The organism is Heliorestis convoluta (genome assembly GCF_009649955.1).
Classification (GTDB): Bacteria; Bacillota; Desulfitobacteriia; order Heliobacteriales; family Heliobacteriaceae; genus Heliorestis; species Heliorestis convoluta.
Genome location: NZ_CP045875.1, coordinates 1330036 through 1353534 on the forward strand (window position 1 = coordinate 1330036; position 23499 = coordinate 1353534).

Here is a 23499-nt window from a genome sequence, read left to right on the forward strand (position 1 = left end):
GCTACGCAGCGGCTTTTTTTCTAATTTTGACACCTTGTGAGCTAGATTCGGGAGGCGTTTTCGTAAGATGAGAATAGATATTTTTCAGCAAAAGGGACAAAGACAAGTATCTGGAGAAATCCCCGTAGAGTGGAAGTCCGGAGATGTTTATAAAGGAACGATTCGTGAAAGATTGTCATCTCATGAAGCGCTTGTACAAATTGGACAAAGAAATATCAAAGTACAATTTGATAGCCAGGTACCATCGCAAGAACGGGTTACCTTAGAAGTGCTTGATCAAAAAGGAGAAATTCCGCGCGTTCGAGCTGTCGCAGATTCAACGATGCAACAGCAAACTTCACAAGCTTCGACACAAAGTACGAATATTCAAAGCGCAAGCCAAGGGCTTTTCGCTTCATCGGAAATGCGACAAGCAACCCAAATGCTTTTAGAACGAGGCATCCCTCTTACCAAGGACAACTTATCGGATCTGAAAGTATTCATTGAAAAAGGGCCTGATACGCTACAGAAACGGATGGAAACAGTGCAAACCATTGCGAATAAAGGCCTTGAAGTAACGCTGAATCATTTGCGACCTGTCCACGCAGCTTTGCATGGACCTTCTTTTGGTTCTATTTTGCAAGAAACAGCCCAAGCGGTGGATCCGGAATTTAGTAACCGCTTGCAACAACTTGCTTCGGAGCGAATTGATCGAGAAAGAGCGCAAGTACAGCAGTCACAAACACAGTTACAACAAGCAGCAACGCGAGAAGCCTCTGCTCAAAACAGAGAAGTAACAACACCAAGCAGAGAAACAACACAATCACAACAACCGCAGCAGAGCCGAGAGCAGAACGCCCAAAGTCGAGAAGCAATCACGCAAGCAAGAACAGAAGTACAAAGAGAAGCAAGCCTAGACAGAGCTTTGCAACAAGTAAGAGACCAAATCATCAACAACCCACGAGTTGACCGAGAAACAGCAACAAGAATCGAGCAAGCAAGCAACGAAAGCAGAGAACTCCAACAACAAGGCCGAGAAATAGCAGCAAGAGAAAGACTCACGCAAGCACTCGATCAAGCAGAAAGAGAACTAACGCGCCAAGAAACAACAGCAAGAGAAAGAACGCAAGCAACGCAACCCCAATCACAGCCACAGCAAACAGCAGCGCGAGAAATCTCTGCTCAGAACAGAGAAATAGCAACACCAAGCAGAGAAACCGCCCAACCTCAACAGCAAACAGCAACGCAAGAAGCCACTACTCAAAATAGAGAAGCAGCAACACAAAGCAGAGAAACAACACAATCCCAACAACCGCAGCAACAACCACAGAGCCGAGAGCAGATTGCCCAAAGCAGAGAGGCAATCACGCAAGCAAGAGCAGAAGTACAAAGAGAAGCAAGCCTAGACAGAGCTTTGCAACAAGTAAGAGACCAAATCATCAACAACCCACGAGTTGACCGAGAAACAGCAACAAGAATCGAGCAAGCAAGCAATGAAAGCAGAGAACTCCAACAACAAGGCCGAGAAGTAGCAGCAAGAGAAAGACTCACGCAAGCACTCGATCAAGCAGAAAGAGAACTAACGCGCCAAGAAACAACAGCGAGAGAAAGAGCGCAAGGATCGCAGCCACAGCAAGTAGCAACGCGAGAAATCTCTGCTCAGAACAGAGAAATAGCAACACCAAGCAGAGAAACCGCCCCACCTCAACAGCAAACAGCAACGCAAGAAGCCTCAACTCAAAACAGAGAAGTACCAACACCAAGCAGAGAAACCGCCCAACCTCAACAGCAAACAGCAACGCAAGAAGCCTCGACTCAAAACAGAGAAGTAACAACACAAAGCAGAGAAACAACACAATCACAACAAGCGCAGCAACAACCCCAGCAGAGCCGAGAGCAGATCGCGCAAAGCAGAGAAGCAATCACGCAAGCAAGAGCAGAAGTACAAAGAGAAGCAAGCCTAGACAGAGCCTTGCAACAAGTAAGAGACCAAATCATCAACAACCCACGAGTTGACCGAGAAACAGCAACAAGAATCGAGCAAGCAAGCAATGAAAGCAGAGAACTCCAACAACAAGGCCGAGAAGTAGCAGCAAGAGAAAGACTCACGCAAGCCCTGGACCAAGCAGAAAGAGAACTAACGCGCCAAGAAACAACAGCAAGAGAAAGAGCGCAAGGACCGCAACCGCAACAAGCAGCAACGCGAGAAATCTCTGCTCAGAACAGAGAAATAGCAACACAAAGCAGAGAAGCAACGCAACCGCAATCACAGCCACAACAAACAGCAACGCAAGAAGCTTCTACTCAAAACAGAGAAGTAACAACACCAAGCAGAGAAACAACCCAATCACAACAACCGCAGCAACAACCACAGAGCCGAGAGCAGATCGCCCAAAGTCGAGAAGCAATCACGCAAGCAAGAACAGAAGTACAAAGAGAAGCAAGCCTAGACAGAGCTCTACAACAAGTAAGAGACCAAGTCATCAACAACCCACGAGTTGACCGAGAAACAGCAACAAGAATCGAGCAAGCAAGCAACGAAAGCCGAGAACTCCAACAACAAGGCCGAGAAGTAGCAGCAAGAGAAAGACTCACGCAAGCACTCGATCAAGCGGAAAGAGAATTAACGCGCCAAGAAGTAACAGCGAGAGAAAGAGCTCAAGGATCGCAACCACAGCAAATAGCAACAAGAGAAGCAACTATCCAGAGTAGAGAAGCAGCCCAACCCCAACAACAAACAGCAACGCAAGAAGCCTCAACTCAAAACAGAGAAGTAACAACACCAATCAGAGAAACAACACAATCACAACAAGCGCAGCAACAACCACAGAGCCGAGATCAGATCGCCCAAAGTCGAGAAGCAATCACGCAAGCAAGAGCAGAAGTACAAAGAGAAGCAAGCCTAGACAGAGCTTTGCAACAAGTAAGAGACCAAGTCATCAACAACCCACGAGTTGACCGAGAAACAGCAACAAGAATCGAGCAAGCAAGCATCGAAAGCAGAGAACTCCAACAACAAGGCCGAGAAGTAGCAGCAAGAGAAAGACTCACGCAAGCCCTGGATCAAGCAGAAAGAGAACTAACGCGCCAAGAAACAACAGCAAGAGAAAGAACGCAAGCAACGCAACCGCAATCACAACCACAACAAACAGCAACGCGAGAAATCTCTGCTCAGAACAGAGAAATAGCAACACCAAGCAGAGAAACCGCCCAACCGCAACAGCAAATAGCAACGCGAGAAGCCTCTACTCAAAACAGAGAAGCAGCAACACCAATCAGAGAAACAACCCAATCACAACAACCACAGCAACAACCACAGAGCCGAGAGCAGATCGCGCAAAGTCGAGAAGTCATCACCCAAGCAAGAGCAGAAGTACAAAGAGAAGCAAGCCTAGACAGAGCTCTACAACAAGTAAGAGATCAAGTCATCAACAACCCGCGAGTTGACCGAGAAACAGCAACAAGAATCGAGCAAGCAAGCAACGAAAGCAGAGAACTCCAACAACAAGGCCGAGAAGTAGCAGCAAGAGAAAGACTCACGCAAGCACTCGATCAAGCGGAAAGAGAATTAACGCGCCAAGAAGTAACAGCGAGAGAAAGAGCTCAAGGATCGCAACCGCAATCACAGCCACAACAAGCAGCAACGCGAGAAATCTCTGCTCAGAACAGAGAAATAGCAACACCAAGCAGAGAAGCAGCCCAACCGCAATCACAACAAACAGCAACGCAAGAAGCCTCAACTCAAAACAGAGAAGTAACAACACCAATCAGAGAAACAACACAATCACAACAAGCGCAGCAACAACCCCAGCAGACCCGAGAGCAGATCGCCCAAAGTCGAGAAGCAATCACGCAAGCAAGAGCAGAAGTACAAAGAGAAGCAAGCCCAGACAGAGCCTTGCAACAAGTAAGAGACCAAGTCATCAACAACCCACGAGTTGACCGAGAAACAGCAACAAGAATCGAGCAAGCAAGCAACGAAAGCAGAGAACTACAACAACAAGGCCGAGAAGTAGCAGCAAGAGAAAGACTCACGCAAGCCCTCGATCAAGCAGAAAGAGAACTAACGCGCCAAGAAACAACAGCAAGAGAAAGAACGCAAGCAACGCAACCGCAATCACAGCCACAACAAGCACAGCAACAACCACAGAGCCGCGAACAAATCACCCAAAGCCGCGAAACAACAACCCAAGCAAGAACAGAAGCACAAAGAGAACCAAGCCTGGACAGAGCCATACAACAAATAAAAGACCAAGCAACCAACAACCCAAGAGCAAACGAAATTACCAACAAAATCGACCAAGCCATCAACGAAGCTCGCAACAGAATCAACCAATCCATAGAACGAGCCGAAAAAGAACTACTCCAAAAAGAAAAAACAACCCCCAAAAGAACCGAGCCCACACAGCCGCAACCACCCCGAGAACAAATCACCCAATCCCGACAAATCCTAACCGAGACAAGAAACGCAATCCAACAACAACCAAGCATAGACAGAACCCTGCAACAAGTCCGCGACCAGATCATCAACAACCTAAGAGTCGATCGACCAACCGCCGAAAGAATCGAAACCGCTCTGTACCAGGCCCAAGCTAGAATCACAGAAGCCATCACACAAGCCGAAAGAGAACTAGCTCGCCAAGAAACTCCAACACAACTAAGCCAAAACAGAGAACCCCATGCTCAAACAAGAGAACAAATCAGCCAATCCCGACAAATCCTCACCGAGACAAGAAACGCAATCCAACAACAACCAAGCCTAGACAGAGCCCTACAACAAGTCCGTGACCAGATCATCAACAACCCCAAAGTCGATCAAACAACAGCCGACAAAATCGAGCGAGCCACCAACGAAGCGCACCAATACCAACAACAAGGACGCGAAATCGTAGCCCGCTACGTACTTACCCAGGCCATCGACCAAACCAACAAAGAATTATCACAACAACAACCCATCGCCAGAGAACGAAGCCAAACAACGACACAGCCCCAACCCACCCAACAAAGAGAACCAATTACACAAAATAGAGCCCCCCTCCCTCAAACGCAAGAACAAATCAACCAGAGCCGACAAGCCTTACATCAAGTAAAAAATGATCTTCACCGCGAGAACAACCTAGAGCGAGCCATCCAACAAGTACAAGATCGAGTCATCAACAACCCCAGAGTCGATCAAACAACAGCCGACAAAATCGAGCGAGCCCTTAACGAAACCCGCCAATACCAGCAACAAGGCCGCGAAGTCGTAGCCCGTTACAAACTCAGCCTAGCCCTCGATCAAGCCGAAAAAGACTTGGCCCGCCAAAGTCAAGACACAACCACCAGAGAACGAAACCAAAGCACACAACCACAACCAAGCCAAAGCAGAGAACCCCTTCCCACAAACACACAAAACAGGCATAACGCTCAACCCATCCAACCTTCCACACAAACTACACAAAGCATCACTCCAACCAGCAACAACACGCAACCAACACCAACAGAACGCCCCCAAACCCAAAATCAACCCCAACCCGAACCCCGCCCACAGCAACAACCTCAACCAACACAACCAACCTCGAACCAAGAAAAACTCACCCAAGCCATTGAACAATCCAACAAAGACCTAACCCCACAAGAAACAGAAACTAAAGACCCAACCCAACAAAAAGCACAATCACAACAAAATATCCAACCCCAACAAAACACCCAACCTCGCGAACCCCAGCCCCCCAACCTCATCCAAGAAACAGCCAACCAAGAATACCAATTCAACCAAGAAACCCTAGCCGCCCTCAAGCTCACCTCCAAAGACATCGTCGTCACCGAAATCACCCAGCGACTCAACGAAGCAGCCATCCACTTCCGAGACACAAAGCGAGAAATCAACCGCAACATCGACAAAATCACCCAACTCGCCCAATCGACCCGCATGAACATCTACCCCCACGTAAAACAAGCGCTCCAATCGGCCATCGACCTCCTCGATCGAGCCATCCTCAAAAGCGACATCACCCTCTTCACAGACATGAAAATGGAAAAACAACTCATGCAAGCCAGTACAGATCTGGCCGAAGCCCGCAAACACCTCGAAAAAGGTGATAATGCCAAAGCCGTCGAAATCCTCAACAACGTCAAAAAAATGCTCGAAAAGATGAACTTCCGCCCCGCCGAAGTAAAAATCCAACACATCCTTACCAAAGAAAGCCTACTAGACAGACCTGCCGAACCGCGATATCATCAAATATCACAACAGCTCGTAAACGTCGCTAAAATGCTACAAAGCCCAGAACCATCAGCTCGCAACACCTTCGAAGCCCTTCGCGCCCTCGGACTAAACTACGACAGCGAAGTGGCCCAAAATATCTCCAACACATCCAACAAATCAACACCCACCACCAATAGCAACAGCAACCCCAACAACCTCACAAACACCAACCAATCCAACACCCCCCATAATCCCAACAACCCTAACAACCCCCAGTCCGAACAAGAAAGACTCCAACAAAACATGAAATCCATCCTTATGCAACTCACCCGAGGCGAAGGAACCACAGGCCGACAAGAAGGCCCCATGGATCAAGCGCTCCTTAACCTCACAGGCCAACAACTGCTCAGCAAATTCGAAGGCCACAGCAACCTACAAACCATGCTCTTCGACATCCCCCTCTTACTCGGAGACAAACTAGAAAGCGTCAAAATCTACGTCAACTCCCACAAAAACGGCCAAAAAATCGACTGGGAAAACTGCAACATCTACTTCCTCATCGAAACAGGCAAAATGGGCGACACCGGCATCCTCCTCACCGCCACCGACCGCAACCTCTCCATCACCCTCAAAAACGACAGCCCCGACTTTGTCCAAAAAGCCGAACCCATCATCGAAAAAAGAAAAGAACACCTCGAAGCAATCGGCTATAGCGTCGCCAACCTAAAGCTAACCCACCTCACCGACGATAAAGAAAAAGAAGCACCCCCCCAAGAACAAGAACCCAAAGCAACAACATCGCCTTTGCGAGCCTACCAGAACAGTGTCAGGGGGTACGACTACAAAATATGAATTACAAATGGATTAACCAAAAAAAGAAAAAAGACCACGCCAGCCCATCAGCCGCTGCCATCAGCTACGATGACAGCAAAGACCAAGCACCCAAAATCATCGCCCAAGGCAAAGGCCAACTGGCTGCCAAAATCATCGAAATGGCCAAAGAAAAAAACATCCCCGTTCAAGAAGACGCTCTCCTCGTCGAAAACCTTATCGACATGGACCTCGGAGAAAACATCCCCCCCCAACTCTACCTGGTCATCGCTGAAATCCTACTTATGCTAGAAGAAATGGAAAAAAAGGTCTAAAAAACAACAAAAACCTAGAAAAAAGCCAAAAAAGCCCCTTTCCCGAAAGTAACAAAATTCGGTAAAGGGGCTTTTTTTCATAACAATGAATAAAGTATTTCACCTCTTTCTTCGATAAATATAAATAACGAAACTTTTTTCACAAACACACGTAAAAAAATCCCTTCGTAGTTCAGCTAGGAGGCCAGAAACAGCATGAAAATAGACAGCTATGTAAATCAAAAAAAACAACTTGGCGAACAGCCTCTCGATATAAAACCAAGCGAAACCCCTAAAGGAACAAGCAAAGAAGGCCTGTCCACGAGCGAACAACGCCCCGCAACAACGCCTACGCAAAACGAAGCCCTTCTCTCAACCAAAGAAATGAAACAAGCCACCCAAACGCTCCTTCAACGAGGCGTCCCCCTCACCAAAGAAAACCTCCAAGACCTCAAAGCCTTTCTAGAAAAAGAACCAGGCACAATCCAAGAAAAAATGGCCACCATCCAATCGCTAGCCAACAAAAAGCTAGACGTTACCACAACCAACCTTCGCCCCGTCCATGAAGCACTTCACGGTCAACCCGTAGGCCAACTTCTCCATAACCTCACAGCAACAGCTACAGCAGACCCAGAAATCCTCAACAAAATACAAGAAACAATCCCACGAAGCGACCAGACACCCCAAGCACCCCAAGCAGCCCAAACAGTCCAGACAGATCAACGCACCGGCAGCCTCATCGAACAAACAGCCAACCAAGAATACAGACTCAACCACGAAACCGTAGCCGCCTTAAAACTTCCCACCAAAGACATCGTCGTCTCCGAAATCACAGCACGCCTCAACGACGCCGCCAACCAATTCCGCGATCTCAAGCGCGAAATCAACCGCAACCTCGACAACATCATCCGCGTCGTCCAACCGACCCGAGCCAACGTCCACCAACAAGTCAGCCAGGCCTTAGAATCAGCCATCGACCGCCTCGATCGCGCCATCTTAAAAAGCGACATCACCCTCTACAGCGACATGAAAATGGAAAAACAACTCATGAAAGCCAGCACCGACCTCGCCGAAGCCCGCCAACACCTAGCCAACGGCAACAATGCCAAAGCCGTAGAAATATTCAACCAAGTCAAAGCAATGCTCGATAAGATGAACTTTCGCCCCGCCGAAATCAAAGTACACCACATGCTCACCAAAGACCCTTTTCTCCAACAAAACCAACCGCCTCGCATCGAAACGCAACCCCAACCACCTATGCACCAACAATCACAAAACCAACTGCAAACAGCACAACAACCACACCAAGCCCAACCACAGCCTCCGTCACAGCCACAAGGGCAATCGCAACTACATACACAACCCCCAAGCCAACATCAACTACAACCACAACCACACCAACAGCCCCATACAGACACAACCACACCTACATCCCCCAACCGCCCCGAACCCTCAGCACGACAAACCTTCGAACTCATCCGCGCCCTAGGCCTTAACCACGATAGCGAAGTTGCCCAAAGACTCGTCGCCCTCCCCCAAAACAACAAACAAAACCAGACCTACAACCAAAGCCAACTCCAATACCTGCGCCAAAACGCCCAAAACCCAACAACAAACCCCACCACCACAAACTCCATCCCAACCTCTATCTTCCTTCAACCCCTCCTATCCCAACGAATCCCCATCCCTGCCATCCCAACAGCACCTCCAACTCAACCAGCAGCGCCAACACCCGCAGCCCCTTTAACCACCCCCCAACAGACACATCAACACCACAAACGTCAACAACACAAGCTCAAACCCCACCACCCCCAACCACGCCAACATCAACAACACAAACGGCAACACCACTCGCAACAGCCCTAGCCCCCGACCTCCCACCAGAGCAAAACCTAAAAATCCACCCTCCTCCAACTCCTCCGCGCCACCAACACCGCCGCCCCCCGAACCGACGAGTGCGTCTCTGACCCTATCATGGAACAACTCCTCCTCAACCTCACCGGACAACAACTTCTCAGCAAGCACGAATCCAACCCCAACCTCCAATCCTTCTACTTCAACCTCCCCCTACCGTCGGAGAAAGCTAGAAACCGTCAAAATCCACGTCAACGCCCGCAAAAAAGGTCAAAAAATCGACTGGGAAAACTGCAACATCTACTTCCTCCTAGAAACCAAAAGCCTCGGCGAGACAGGCATCCTCATCAACAGCACCGAACGCAACCTCTCCATCACCATCAAAAACGACAACCCCAACTTCACCAACCGAGCCACCCCAACCGTTGCCAAATACAAAAAACATCTGGAATCAATCGGCTACAACGTCATAGGCGTAAAGTTTTCTAAGCTAAATCCCGATAAAGAAAAAGAGACACCCCAGCCAGCACCACCAGAACCACAACAGAACAAAGCACCCAAACCCAACCAAGGCAGGGGGTACGACTTTAAAATATGACCTACCAATACCTCAACGGGAAAAAGAAAAAAAAGCTCGCCCGACCGAGTGTCGTCCTACTTCGCTACGAAGAAGGCAACGACACTCCCACCGTGAGCGCCCAAGGCACAGGCCATATAGCACAGCAAATCATGAACCTAGCCAAAGCAAACAACATACCCATAGAACAAAACAGTCAACTTCTAGATAACCTCCTCGACATGGACTTCGGAGACCAAGTACCGCCCCAATTCTACCAAGTCCTCGCCGAGACCCTGCTGATGCTCAAAGAAATGGAAAAAAATTGACGGAGGTGCCCCACTGTGACCCAACAACTCACAGAAGCAGAACTACTCAAAAAAACCCCCCAAGAACTGACCAGCCTTTTATACCAATCAGCTCTCACCAAACTAGAAAAAGCCATGGAAGCCATCGACGAAAAAAACTACATAGAAGCCAACACCCTACTTCAAAAGTGCAACGACATCCTGCACAGACTCGGCGGCGGCCTTAACTACGAAGCCGGTCCCTTAGCCGAACAACTTGAAGACATCTACAACTACATGGCCGAAAAACTAATCCAAGCCAACCTGAAAAAGAACAAAGCTGACATCGAAGAAGTACACCGCCTCCTCACAACCATCGCCCAAGCCTGGGAAGAAACAATCAACAAAGGTCCCAGCGCCAAAAGCGTACAGATGAGAGCCAAAGCAACAGCCTACGAACGCAACCTTTTCTACGAAGATTAACATAAGCCCCTATCGCCCAAGACAGACGCCATCAATCGTCCCTGTCCCATCAGTCCCTTAAGTTCCATAGTCCCGCAACGAGGCTCCGACAGCATCAAGCAAGACAGCAGAGTTGAAGGGAGAACACAGACTGATGAGAATCAACAACAACGTACAAGCACTGAACGCCTATCGCAATTTGTCGAATAACCAACAAGCCATATCAACGCACCTTCAAAGACTATCTTCAGGTCTGCGCATCAACAGTGCCTCCGACGATGCCGCCGGCCTAGCCATATCAGAAAAAATGCGATCCCAGATCCGAGGGCTCGCCGCTGCCGAACGCAACACCCTAGACGGCATCTCCCTTATCCAAACAGCCGAAGGCGCCCTCGACTCGGTCCACCAAATGCTCCAAAGAATGCGCGAACTGGCCGTACAAGCCGCCAACGGCACCTACGCTGAAATAGACCGTGAAGCCATTCAAGAAGAAGTAAACCAACTTCTCTCTGAAATCAACCGTATTGGCAACACCACCGAATTCAACACGCGCAATCTCTTAGACGGATCCATGGGAGAAGATGGAGAAATACTAATACTACAAATCGGCGCCAACGAAGGCCAAGCCATGGGAATTAACATAGAAGACAGCCGTGCAAGAGCCTTAGGTCTTACTCTCCCTGCCGATAACGATGGAGATGCCGATGGAAGCTTCTACAATAGCATGGCAACCGTCACCAACGTCTTAAGTGATGAAGTAGAATACGAAAGAGCCCTAGACTTTACAAATTTTGAAAATGCCGCCAACGCCATCACTGCAATCGACAACGCCATCAACAAAATCTCAACAGAAAGATCCAAGCTAGGCGCCATCCAAAACCGACTCGAATACACCGCAACGAACTTACAAGTCTTCACCGAAAACATTACCGCCTCCGAATCCCGCATCCGCGACGCCGACATGGCCTTAGAAATGAGCAGCCTAACCAAAAACAACATCATAACCCAAGCCGCCACGGCCATGCTCGCCCAAGCCAACCAATTGCCCCAAGGCGTATTACAATTGTTGCAGTAAATCAAAAAATATACGATAAAAATTAAAAAATAAAGCATGCAAAAGAAGAAGCACTAGACTGTTAAGTCTAGTGCTTCTTCTTTTGCATATTTAAATAGAAAAACAAACCAATTCATTAAAAATTAAAGACAAAGCCACTAATTCAATATTGAAAAACAACGATAAAAAATATAGATGATACTTCATAACCCCAACAAAAACTAACAAAACCTTTTAAGGAGTGGAATCATATATGCGTATTAACCATAATATTCAAGCGTTAAACGCTTATCGTCAATTAACGCAAAATCAAACGACTATATCCAAACATTTAGAAAAACTATCGTCGGGCTTACGCATCAACCGCGCTGCGGATGATGCTGCAGGGTTGGCTATTTCGGAGAAAATGCGTTCGCAGATTCGAGGGTTGGCTGCAGCGGAGAAAGGTACGCTAGATAGTATTTCTTTGATTCAGACGGCGGAAGGTGCACTTGATAGTATTCACAGTATGTTGCAACGGATGCGGGAGCTCGCTGTGCAAGCGGCCAATGATACTTATACCGAAGATGATAAAGCGGCGATTCAAGAAGAAATCAATCAGCTTACTTCTGAAATTAACCGGATTGCGGAGACAACGGAGTTTAACAAGCGGAATTTGCTGAATGGTGGCGTAGCGATTACTGGTGGCAAAGGCATCGCCGACCCAGATGCTATTGCATATGGAACAGGAATGTCCAACTTAACAATCGATAGTAATTCTAAGCTAGACGCAGGCAACTATCGAATTGACGTAACCAGTGAAGTCACAAATCTTGTTTCCAACGGACAATCTATTCAAGGGAACATTGGAAACCCTTCTGTAACCCAACAGGCAACAGTATTGGGAGAAGGTAGCTACAAAGTCGAAATTGCTTATGGTGCGGTAAAAACACTTGACGGTGCCCCAGTTGATGGTAACAACCTTTTAGGTGGAACTTCCCCGATTGCTATCCAAAGTACATCCACATTGAAAGATCAAGAGCACAATATTGATGTAACCAAACAAACTGTAGTTTCAGCAACAGAAGTTAATAGAGCTGGTATCAGCAATGTAGATGGCTCACAAGCAGCGGCAGGTACGTACAGTATTCAAACTTCAGTGGTACTAAATTCAGGAGCGATTACTAGTGCTGGTGGAGCCGAACAAATCATAGATGCAACTTCAGGAGCCATATCTAATCTCTCTATAGCACAAGATTCTGCTTACTTGCATACTGAAGATTACACAATTGATGTAGTACAGTTGGGCTCAGCAGGAGCTCTAATGACCGCTGCCGAAGAATTGAGCAGTCCAGCAGAAGAAAATGCTAAAGTAACAGCTACAAGCGCTTTGAGTGGTCCTTCAGTAAACTTACAAAATTTAACCTTAAAAATTAATGGTACTACATTTACGTTAGGTGATGGTCGTGCTGTACACGCATTAGGTACCGTTGATTTAACTGACTATAATGACAGAATAGATCTTCGTGATGCTTTGCAATCCGATTTAGATTATACTTTTGGTTCAAATAAGTTCAAAGTAGGTCTTGATAATGATTGGAAGCTAACAATTGAAGGTATAGCTGATAATGATGTTGTTATAGGTGCTGCAGCGGGCAATACAGCACTTGGCTTTGCTGGAACCGAATTTTCTACCTATACTTCCCCGACTACAGATTTAAAGAGCTTAGTAGACTTTAAACTCAATGACAAGGTAATAACACTAACAAATGTTAAAGCTTTAGGTGAGGTTAACCTTTCTGAAGCAGCAGGCAGAGCAGCAGTTAAAGCAGCATTACAAGCCGATATCAACGCTGTTTTTACAGGTGAAGCAGATACGCACGATGGTGCGACTTTTACAGTAGGTCTTGATGGTGGCAGATTAACAATCCAAAATAATGACAGAGCACTTGGTAAAGAAGTTATAATAGAAAATACGACCGGCAATGATATTAGTCTACTTGGTTTTACGACAAATAATCTAGGTGATGCAAATAAAGCTGAAACAACATACAGCACTTTAAACAACGTGGAACTAAGATTCGACTTAAGAAAAAATGTAGAAAAAATTGAATCATCCTCTGCTACTTTTACCAACAACGCAGGCTCCACCGCAATTAAACTAGGTGACATTAGTTTCAACGTCAATAACAAAGCTGTGTATTTAAGCGATTCGATTCCTACTAATGATACGAGTAAGAGCACTTACCACGGTAACACTATTACATTTGGCACAAATTCCATACAATACCAAGTAGAAGTAAAACAAAACGGCGCCGATGCTCAGGTTGTGACAGTGAATCAAAATCATAACGATTTACAGACAGTAACATTTGCCGATGCCAGCAAATTCTCTTTTCATATTAAAGGTGACTCATTCTTAGGTGATGAGCCCCTTCACTCTGTTGTCACATCTGTCGATAACTACAGTGTAAAGTTATATGAATCTGGCACAGGTACAATAAACCATACCACAACAGAGCTAGCTGTAGCAGGGATAAAAGAAGGTGTAGACACCTATACCATCACCAATGATTTTTCCGCAGGCCAAACGATAACCATAGCCGGCAAAACATTCACAGCGGTAAATGGTACTGCCGATGCTGCCAAAGGACAGTTTTCTGTTGATGGGAATATCCAGGACACAAGAACCAGTTTACTATTGGCACTAAACCACACTAATGGTTTTGATGGAAAATTCACAGCAGCGGTAGGTACTGAAGATAATGTCTTCACTCTAACCGAAGTCGGTACAAATGGCAAAAATGCAGGTGGGGCTACAATCGCAGGAGGAACAGCAGTCGGAGACGCCTACACATTCACAGGAACAGCTGCAGTAAATGATCTAAAACACATTGCATTAGGCACTGGAGGAACAGGCCTATTTGTAACACTAGATCGTGATAACGTATTTGCGTTAGAAAATGGTGCTGTAAGTTCAATTAAGTTTGAAGTAAATACTGCTGAAGAATATTCTGCTCAAGTGTTAACAGCTGGTGGTGGTGTAGTCCAAAATTCTGGCCGATTCACATTAGACAGCAATAATGCTAGTGATGCTAAGTCGATTGAGTTAGGCAATGGTGTTGAATTTAATTATGTCTATGCAGACCTCGCTGAAGCAGGAAACCTGTTCTTCTCTGTAGGTAAGGGCGAAGAAGTATTTAACATGAAACTCTTTAGCACAGATGATGTCGAAAAACAAATTGGTGCAGAGACATTCAACAAAGGTGATAAAGTTTCTTTTGCTAATCACGGACTAAGCATTGATACACACTTTGTGGATACTACATCTGGCCAAAGCACAACCTTTGAAGTTGAAGATACTACGGTCAATAAATCTCTCTCTATGCAAATAGGTGCTAATCAAGGGCAAAGTTTCTCTGTAGATATAAACAAAATGACTTCTAAAGCATTAAAAATCAGTAGCGATGCTTCGAGCGGTGATCCTGGTGTTCCAGGCGCTGCCTTTACAGAAATAGCAGGCGTCACAGCTGGAATAGCTGGTAAAGAAAATACCAAAACAGAGTATGCTCTAGACGTATCCGATCACACCAAAGCCGCTGCAGCCATCACCGTTATCGACAATGCCATCAGAGATGTATCTCTAGAACGCTCCAAACTCGGCGCCTTCCAAAACCGCCTAGAATACACCGTAACCAACCTAAAAACCTTCAACGAAAACCTAACTGCCTCCGAATCCCGCATCCGCGACGCCGACATGGCCCTAGAAATGACCAACTTCAGCAAAAACAACATCATCAACCAAGCCGCCACCGCCATGCTCGCCCAAGCCAACCAACTTCCTCAAGGTGTACTACAACTTCTACAATAGCAAAGAAAAGACCGGAGAGAGAAATCTCTCCGGTCTTTATTTTGGTGCGTACTGGAAAATCCTCCAAAGGGAGTCTTTTCGTAAGCGCTCAACCAGCAAAGGGGTCGTTCCCATCAATTTCAGTCTCAAAAGATCCTAGTTTGGTAAACCAATAAATATAGTCTTTTACGATATTTTGAAGGTACATTGATCTTTCGTTATTGTTATAACCTTCTAACCTAATATACGTCCCTGTTTTTGAAGCAGGATTACAGGGCTTAATCCTTGGAGTATGTAATTTTCCTGCATTAAGATCATTAAAAGGTCGATTACATATTGATTCATAAGAACCAGATTCATGATGAGTTATGACATAAACCGTATCTGAACGAAGGTAGATTTTTGTTCCGTGACCTTTCTCTCCAATTTTTGAAGAGTCGTTCTTTGATGCGGAATTTCCCAGTGCCCAAAAATTCTTTTCTAGGATCTCATGAGACATGCCAACTCCGTTGTCTTGTAACTCTATTACCAACTTATAATATCCATCAATATTCATTACACTAAAACTTATTTTTATATACGTAGCTTTAGCGTCAAAAGAATTAGAAATAGCCTCTCTTACTACTTCTAAAGGATTGCCAAAATCGCTGGCTATCTCTAAAAACTCATAATGCTCGTTTACGTACGGCTTAATCTTGGTCCAATTGTCACCCATACTATACCTCCTCCAAGAAAACAACAAGTCATTTGGTTTACATTTCGATATCTTGTTTTATTTCCCTTTTTTACTTTGACAATAATACTCATTTTTTCATATTTAGAGCTAGTGCTCCAAATATGTATAGAAAGGTAAAGCAAGTAAAAAAGAACAGCTTTAGCTGTTCTTTTGTGTCCACTACCTATCCCCTATTGGTTATTCCGATATCAGAGATCGACTGCTCCCATGATGGCTGGGCCTTCTACGGAAAAAATGAGCCCTTACTCAATGCCATACCCGTTCGAGACTGGCGACTGTCAACGGACTTCGAAACGAGCGAAACTCATTGACATTTTGCTTTTAAAATTAATTTTTCCACCAAAGAAGGAAATAAACCCTACCGAATGGAATTAATTGTATGGTTTTTAATTAAAACGATTGAAGGGTGGTGGGTTTTGTGGTGGAAAATAAAGAGAAAATTTTAGAAACGCTAAGCGTCTTAGAACATAACTTTGGGCCTCAACAAGAATTTTTATTAGACGATGGTACTGGTGAAAAAAAAGATGTCATTTTTAGAGTTGTTTACTATTATTGTAATCTATTCAAGCAAGATTCATTAGAAACCAATAATATCGTTGGATTAATATGTTTTTTAAGTAATCGCTTTAATATAGAAATTGATGGAGACGAAGAACTAGAAGAACTGCATACTTTCATTGTAGCAGGAACACAGCATATTCTAGATAAGGAAAAGGAATCTTCTTGCAATTTAAATGATGACATCCTTCATAAATCTAATAAACCCGGCATTAATTTTGAAAACCAAGTGCTGAACTTGGTTCGTAAAATGGGGTTTGAGGCTTCATCAACAAAATCAACAGCTGACGGTGGGGTAGATATTGTAGCTTATTCAAATCAACCATTGATGAAGGGAAAGTATATAATACAATGTAAAGACTGGAAGGCACCAGTTGGCGAACCACCAGTCCGTGATTTATACGGAGTTGTTCATTCCGAAAGAGCTAATAAGGGAATACTTATTACAACTTCAACATTTACCTCTTCGGCAGTAAAATTTGCAGAAGATAAACCCATAGAATTAATTAATGGTGCTGAGTATTATCAGCTTATTTCTGATTATCAAGTAGGTTCAAATATTTCTTATGAACCGTTTAATGATGATTTTGAAGATCCTACTGAACGAGAAAATGCTTACCTATCTCGTGGTTATTGCTCAGTTATTTATTTAGGAAAAAAATATTATTCCTCACAGCAATTAATTGAAGAAGATTTAATCAAAGAAGGTTCTTCAGATTCCGTTGTATTTGCAAGAGTCAAAGCTTCACCAAATTCAATATTTCTCGATTTAAAAAATGTTTCATATTCTTTTGAAAACGTAACTTTTTCGTTGCTTGATATAGATAGTAATAGTTGGTCTTACGATGATTCTGTCCTAGATGTAATCTTGCAGTTTGACACGAGAAATAACGAAAAAGGTCGAGACGAAACAATTAGATTGTGTATTACTGGTGAAAAAAACACCATAAATGATTTAGTAGACAAAATAAGAGAAGAACAATATTTATACGAAAATATGTTTAATCAAGGAAAAATAGCTATAACAAATTTTTATTATTGGTCAACTGAAAATAATAAAACTATAAACAGAAAAGAGTACTTTGGTGGTAAATATTTAGGTAATGTAAAAATTACAAGAAATTCTTTTGGATTTGATTGTATCAATGATAATGGGAAATCTTTTTCTCTTTCAAACATTATAATTGATGATGTTGAAGAAGTAGACGAAGCCTATTCTTTTAACGGTTGTGACGCATTAGAGTTTTCATCAGATGAATATAAAAGTGATATTTTTACTGTAACTATTTCGTTTTTAGATTCATCTTCAAATACTATAATATAACTTTGCTTTCAAAAAGAAAATATATTGTAGATTTATATAATCTGGCAATGCTTTACAAGAAATAAGTACTTTTTTTGAGACATTGTAATTAACGATCGTAGGTACTATATCATTTGATGATGATAGGGGTTCTAACGGCTCCTTTGAAGTACTAAAAAAGGCGTTGAAAGAACTAAAGTGACCTTTTAGGTTCTTAAAGAGGCATTAAAAGTGACCCTTATGGTACTTTTAATGCCCTTTTTATACTACTTCAAGTAACTTATTAAGCACCCTATTTCGGGATATAAATGAGTCCTAGTCATACTAGCACTATTAAATCATCTAATATATTAAAGAAAATCGGTATGATACTAAAAAGCGGATTGGAATGGAACGAATAAATTCGGTCTACTCATACAACGCTACGCTTATTTAAAGTAGATCCAGTTTCTAAGTGAGTATTTCGCTCCGAGAGAGCCATTGTGTCGGAGAAATAGAGCCATGATCACGGAAATACAGAGCTACCTTCACGGATCAGAGAGCCACCCTTCTGGATGTTGAGCAATTAAAGGTAAAGAGCATCATTTTCGGTATATCGTACAAACACCGCCACATGGATTGTCCGTCCGAGCCAGCCGTCTGTAAATGGCAAGGGGCTTCGTCCGCCTCTTCGAGGGCCATTGACGGTCGTCAGTCTCGAACGGGTACGGCGTTTAGGCGGTGTTAGTAGCTTTGTGTGTTGTGGCTCTCTGAAATCGTAATACGCACCATCAGGGTCATCTAAGGGATAGCTGGCTTTCGTTCCGTGAGCATGGCTCTATTTTCCCGTGAAGGTGGCTCAATTTTTCCGATAAAGTGGCTCTTTCACGCCGAAATAATCATTGTTTCAAAGCTGAGTAAAAGGTAACTGATTGGCTACCTGTAAATGAGCCATTGAACTAATGTTTTGAGCCACTATGTTAATCACTAGAGCCACCCTTCCATATGAAGAGTCATGGATCTTTATGGCGTGTCGCACAAACACCGCCGTCTGGATTGTCCATCTGAGCAAACCGTCTGTAAACGACAAGGCTCCAATCAGCTCTTCGAGCTCCATGCGTTGTTTGGTTACTATAATGCCATCCATTTTTCATCTTCTATTTTTTGGCGTAAAAAAGCAACCTGTTAAGGTTGCCTGAATAAATAGTCATTTATTTTTCAATATAACATTCTCTCCAAATTTTCTATGCGTAATTGGCGTTCCCTCATAGCTTGTAATTTGTTAATTTCCTGTCTCAAACTATCAATTCTATTATTAAATTCTGTCTTTCTACTTTTTGCCCAAAATGAATCGTCAAGTGCCAACTCGTTCAGTTGAGATTGAAAATTTTGAAGTTCATGTAGCAATTTATTTAAATCTCTCTTGAAATCGTTTTCACTACTCCAGTATCCCACAGAACCTTCACTTCTAATATCTCTTATTTTGTTTTGAATAAGATTTCTTTTTTCTTGTTCTAATCTTTGTTGCTACAGGGGACCCATCTTCAAAGGAAACCAGGAGGCAGAAAAATGAGCAAAAAAATTACAATTCCTCAGCTTAAAGAGCATAAAAAAGAAGGCTATAAACTTCGTATGGTTACAGCCTACGATTATCTTTTTGCAAGTATCATTGATAAAAGCGATGTTGAAATGATTCTAGTCGGCGATTCTCTCGGTATGGTCGTTCTAGGCTATGATAGTACTGTACCGGTCACATTAGAAGATATGATTCATCACTGTCGACCTGTTGTTAAAGGCGCTCCAAGTACTTTTGTAATTGGAGATATGCCTTTCGGTACTTATAACGTATCGATTTCCGATGCTATTGCCAAGGCCAATCGTTTAATGAAAGAAGGCGCCGTCGATGCCGTCAAGCTAGAAGGCGGGCGGGACATGGCACCTACTGTAGCTGCTCTTGTTCAAGGTGGCATTCCTGTGATGGGACACATCGGTTTGACACCCCAGCGGGCTTCTCAACTCGGCGGATTCAAAGTACAAGGAAAAACAGAGGAAGCTGCAGAAACTTTGCTGCAAGATGCACTCGCTTTGGAAAAGGCCGGCGCTTTTTCCATTGTGATTGAGTGCGTTCCCTATGATGTAGCACAAAAAATTACAGAAAGCTTGCAAATTCCAACGATCGGGATTGGTGCCGGTCCTTATTGTGATGGACAAGTTCTTGTGACCCATGATCTCGTCGGTATGTACGAGCGCTTTGTGCCCAAGTTTGTAAAGCAGTATGCCCAGATTGGACCTACCATTCACAGTGCATTGAACGACTTTGCCCGCGAAGTATCAGAAGGTCAATTTCCCAAGGCAGAGCACAGTTTTGGCATGGATAGCAACAAATAAGAGGTGCACGCCATGAAGATAGCTGTACTAGGCGCTGGTGCTATGGGCTCACTCTACGGTTCTTTTTTATCACAAAGTGGTGCCGATCTTTGGCTGATCGATATTTGGAAAGAGCATATCGAAGAAATACAAAAAAAAGGCATCACGATTGAAGAAGGTGAAGCCTCTTATTCTATACCCGTCAAGGCAACGATCGATAAAAGTCAGGTCGGGCCTGTCGACTTACTGCTTATTTTTGTAAAGTCTTATCAAACAAAAAAGGCCTTAGAAGATCTCTCCCCTCTTATTGGTGAAGAGACTACCTTTCTAACGTTGCAAAATGGCTTGGGCAATGATGAAGCTATTGTAGAGCGTTACGGTCAAAATGCAATCTTAGCTGGCACCAGTTCTTTTGGCGCTACCCTGTTAGGACCTGGGCGCATTCGCGTGGCCGGTCGAGGCGAGACCACTCTAGGCATTCTTCGTGGCGCCACTACGGAATCGTTAGAAAAGGTAGCTCAACTTTTTCGACAGAGTCAACTGAATCCCCGAATCGAAGAGAATGTGCAAGGTCCGATATGGGATAAGCTATTGGTCAATGTAGGCATCAATGCTCTAACAGCACTGATGCAAATACCCAACGGACGTCTTCTTGATCATAAAGGGTTGTTGTATTTATTAGAGCAAGCCGTGAGAGAAGCTGAAGAAGTAGCAAAGGCGCTTCAGGTACCAACTTCTCCCCAGCCCGTAGAAAAGACAAAAAAAATAGCCCAAGTAACAGGTCATAACTTTTCCAGTATGTATCAAGATCTACACAATGGACGCCGAACAGAAATTGATGCGATCAACGGTAAAGTAGCAGCATGCGCTAAAAGTGTAGGCCTACCAACGCCCGTCAATGAAACGTTAGGCTTGCTCATTGAAGCCATGACAGAAGTAAAACAGATCAAAAGGAACAGAAGCGACACCTAAAGGCATACTACTCCTATCATTAGACTTGAGCGGCAGCAAAGCTGCGTGATCAATATAAAAAGAAGGCCTTACGAGATAACGCTCGTAGGGCCTTCTTTTCTTTCTTCGCATAGAGATAAGAGACAGTTCAAAATCTCTTCTCCTGCTTTCATGCCTTGCTGAGGAAGGAAGGTAATTTTTCTTGTTTTTGTATTTGCTTTTACCGAATCCTCTTCACAGTGCTTTTCTTGTTTCTTCTGGCAGAAAGTAGACCACAATTCACCGTGAGATGGTGCTAGTGCAAGATTGGCTTTTTCAAGCATCTCTTGATCTAAGAGGGAATCACCGGCAGCGACAACATAGTGATGGCCTACTCTTTCAAGGATCTCTTCTACAGCAGCCCACTTGCTTACTGGCTTGGGTACAAGGTAAAGCTTTCGGCCTTGTATTGAGATTCGCCAATTCTGTTCATATGCCCATAGAGAAAATCTTTCCAGTTCTTCGGTAGGCACCTTTGTTCTCTCAATGATGTAAAACAAAAAAAGGTGTTCAGCTCTGCGACGATCTGTAACCCAATCTGGCGCGGCTATTTTAGAAAATTCCGCTTCCATTTCTTCCAATCCCAGGCACTTTTCTTGTATTTGAGACTGAATCTTATGGTGCCATGCTTGGTCAGGTTCTCCGTCAATAAGAATATGACCGCCATTGCTTACGACGGCATAGTAGGGTTGCGTGGGCAGGGTAACTCTTTTGTACTGTTCTATAGTGCGGGTTGTAACAGGAACAACAAGGGCTTGCTTGGACACTTCACAGAATTGTTCTACCGATTGAGTGGTCATATAAGAAATATATTGGCCTTTGTAACGTTCTACCGGTACCAGATCATGGAGTTGATGAGAATCACCCATACTTCGCCGTGAATAGATCAGCGTTTGATCTAAATCCGTAGCAAAGATTATTTTTTCCATCATTCTTTTCTATCCCTTTCATGGCCATCGAGAGGCTTGATCAAGCCACAGCAAGAGTAGATCAAGTCTGGATAGACTTCGACAGGAACATTTCGATCTCGCGCCAGAATCAAAATATGTTTTAGATTGGGATTGTTCATAGAGTCAACGAGTATTTTCCAGGGAACACGTCGCAAAAGGACTCTAGTTGTCTCTCCTACACCTGGTTTAATCAAGTTAATATCTTTCATTTTGAAGTGATTTTGAATCGATTGAAGAGACTGTAAGCCTTGCCAAGAGCAAGGCTCTAGCAACAAAGATGGATCAGAATTCTGCTCCCCCTTGCATTTACCTTCTGTAAGGCAAATGCGCTCTCGCATTTTTTTCTTAAGATAGATTTGCCCTTCCGAAGCAACTTCTTCAAAATACCTTGAAATCCTATTGACAAATAAGTTGGACACGTCTTCCTCTTTGAGCTCTCTGTAGTAGCGAGCCCCATGATAATCGAGAGAGCCTAGTAGCTCAGGCTTATAAACAGTACGACTAACCAATCCAGACACAGTGGAGTTAAGACAAGCACTGGGAATTAGATAATCTTCTCTCGTACCATATAGAGGGGCACAGTAACCAGGGTCAGCTAGAACAGCAAGCTGATCGGAAAGCTCTATGGCGTATTTTTCTTGAAATTGTTGACAAGCTTTCGTTAATTGCATAGCGATGGCCCCTTTGCCTGTCCAGCCATCGACAAACTGAAGGCCTTTATTTCCGTGCTTTTGCAAAATATATAATAAGGCATTTTCATCGATGCCTTTATCACGAATAATAGATATGCTGTAATGAGGCACCTTCATACCATGAATTTTCTCTAAATAGCGGCGAATTAATATGCCCACCGGCGTTCCCGCTCTCGCTAGCGATACCAATACAAGATCGGACGAATGAAAACGAACAAGTTTCTCAGCCACAACGGCTGTAGCCCAAGCTACTTTTCGAGCCGATTCTTCTAAGGTCTGATAAAAAAGATCCATATATTCGGGCGTAGGCTTGTACTCTAAAGGAAGCATCTCCGAATAATGAACGCCCTTTTGAATCAATCGCTCCCGTTGTTCTGTCGGGATTTCTTCCATCATTCCACTGATATCTTTCAGTAGAAAAACTACATCCTCGCGATTGTAAGAACCGATTTGGTTGGGCTCGGGCAAGATTTTATTTCCTAGAAGGGTCATGACTATGTTCTTCCTTTCCCTTTCTTGGCCGGGTGGCATGGGGACGTTTCGTTTTGCTGGAAAGTATCGGTATCTATTTTCGTACCAAAAGCAACATAAC

At 44.3% G+C, this 23499-nt stretch carries 12 protein-coding genes and 2 pseudogenes; 11 read left to right on the top strand and 3 right to left on the bottom strand.

The window, feature by feature from the left end; translation table 11 throughout:
• Window positions 1-67 precede the first annotated feature (67 nt).
• From FTV88_RS06155 to FTV88_RS16010, 8 genes and pseudogenes are all read left to right on the top strand, one after another.
• Window positions 68-7018 carry a coiled-coil domain-containing protein gene (locus FTV88_RS06155; RefSeq protein ID WP_153724866.1) on the top strand — a complete coding sequence of 2317 codons (6951 nt, stop codon included), beginning with the start codon at window positions 68-70 and terminating at the stop codon, window positions 7016-7018.
• On the top strand, window positions 7015-7311 hold the full coding sequence (locus FTV88_RS06160; protein ID WP_153724867.1) for an EscU/YscU/HrcU family type III secretion system export apparatus switch protein: 297 nt from the start codon (window positions 7015-7017) through the stop codon (window positions 7309-7311). Before FTV88_RS06155 ends, FTV88_RS06160 begins: the two co-directional genes overlap by 4 nt.
• Window positions 7312-7506: 195 nt before the next feature.
• Window positions 7507-9156 (top strand): hypothetical protein, encoded by a 1650-nt coding sequence (locus tag FTV88_RS15555; protein ID WP_153724868.1) that lies wholly within the window; start codon window positions 7507-7509, stop codon window positions 9154-9156.
• A 582-nt stretch (window positions 9157-9738) separates the two neighbouring features.
• Entirely contained in the window at window positions 9739-10029 is a 291-nt protein-coding gene (locus FTV88_RS06170; protein WP_153724869.1) for an EscU/YscU/HrcU family type III secretion system export apparatus switch protein, read from the top strand.
• Between the two features lie 15 nt (window positions 10030-10044).
• Entirely contained in the window at window positions 10045-10470 is a 426-nt protein-coding gene (fliS, locus tag FTV88_RS06175) for a flagellar export chaperone FliS (RefSeq protein WP_153724870.1), read from the top strand.
• Between the two features lie 133 nt (window positions 10471-10603).
• The gene (locus tag FTV88_RS06180) at window positions 10604-11524 is read left to right on the top strand and encodes a flagellin N-terminal helical domain-containing protein (protein ID WP_153724871.1); all 921 of its coding nucleotides are present in this window, start codon (window positions 10604-10606) and stop codon (window positions 11522-11524) included.
• Between the two features lie 232 nt (window positions 11525-11756).
• Window positions 11757-12158, top strand: a pseudogene (locus FTV88_RS06185) (flagellin N-terminal helical domain-containing protein); the annotation flags it as partial.
• 2895 nt (window positions 12159-15053) lie between these two features.
• Window positions 15054-15353 (top strand): annotated as a pseudogene (locus FTV88_RS16010) (flagellin); the annotation flags it as partial.
• A gap of 88 nt (window positions 15354-15441) precedes the next feature.
• Here FTV88_RS16010 and FTV88_RS06195 read toward each other — a convergent pair.
• A complete protein-coding gene (locus tag FTV88_RS06195; RefSeq protein WP_153724872.1) occupies window positions 15442-16047 on the bottom strand; it encodes an ATP-binding protein in 606 nt (201 codons plus the stop codon).
• Between the two features lie 442 nt (window positions 16048-16489).
• On the opposite strand from FTV88_RS06195, the gene FTV88_RS06205 reads away from it, so the two are divergent.
• From FTV88_RS06205 to FTV88_RS06225, 3 genes are all read left to right on the top strand, one after another.
• On the top strand, window positions 16490-17950 hold the full coding sequence (locus FTV88_RS06205) for a restriction endonuclease (RefSeq protein WP_153724874.1): 1461 nt from the start codon (window positions 16490-16492) through the stop codon (window positions 17948-17950).
• A gap of 1527 nt (window positions 17951-19477) precedes the next feature.
• Window positions 19478-20296, top strand: coding sequence for a 3-methyl-2-oxobutanoate hydroxymethyltransferase (gene panB / locus FTV88_RS06220; RefSeq protein WP_153724877.1), 819 nt, complete (start codon window positions 19478-19480; stop codon window positions 20294-20296).
• A 12-nt stretch (window positions 20297-20308) separates the two neighbouring features.
• Window positions 20309-21247: a ketopantoate reductase family protein gene (locus FTV88_RS06225; protein WP_153724878.1), complete on the top strand. Its 939-nt coding sequence runs from the start codon at window positions 20309-20311 to the stop codon at window positions 21245-21247.
• A gap of 68 nt (window positions 21248-21315) precedes the next feature.
• Here FTV88_RS06225 and FTV88_RS06230 read toward each other — a convergent pair whose 3' ends face one another.
• Window positions 21316-22197, bottom strand: a complete 882-nt coding sequence (locus FTV88_RS06230) for an HAD family hydrolase (protein ID WP_153724879.1) — start codon at window positions 22195-22197, stop codon at window positions 21316-21318.
• Window positions 22194-23399 (bottom strand): cysteine protease StiP family protein, encoded by a 1206-nt coding sequence (locus FTV88_RS06235; protein WP_153724880.1) that lies wholly within the window; start codon window positions 23397-23399, stop codon window positions 22194-22196. Before FTV88_RS06235 ends, FTV88_RS06230 begins: the two co-directional genes overlap by 4 nt.
• Window positions 23400-23499 lie beyond the last annotated feature (100 nt).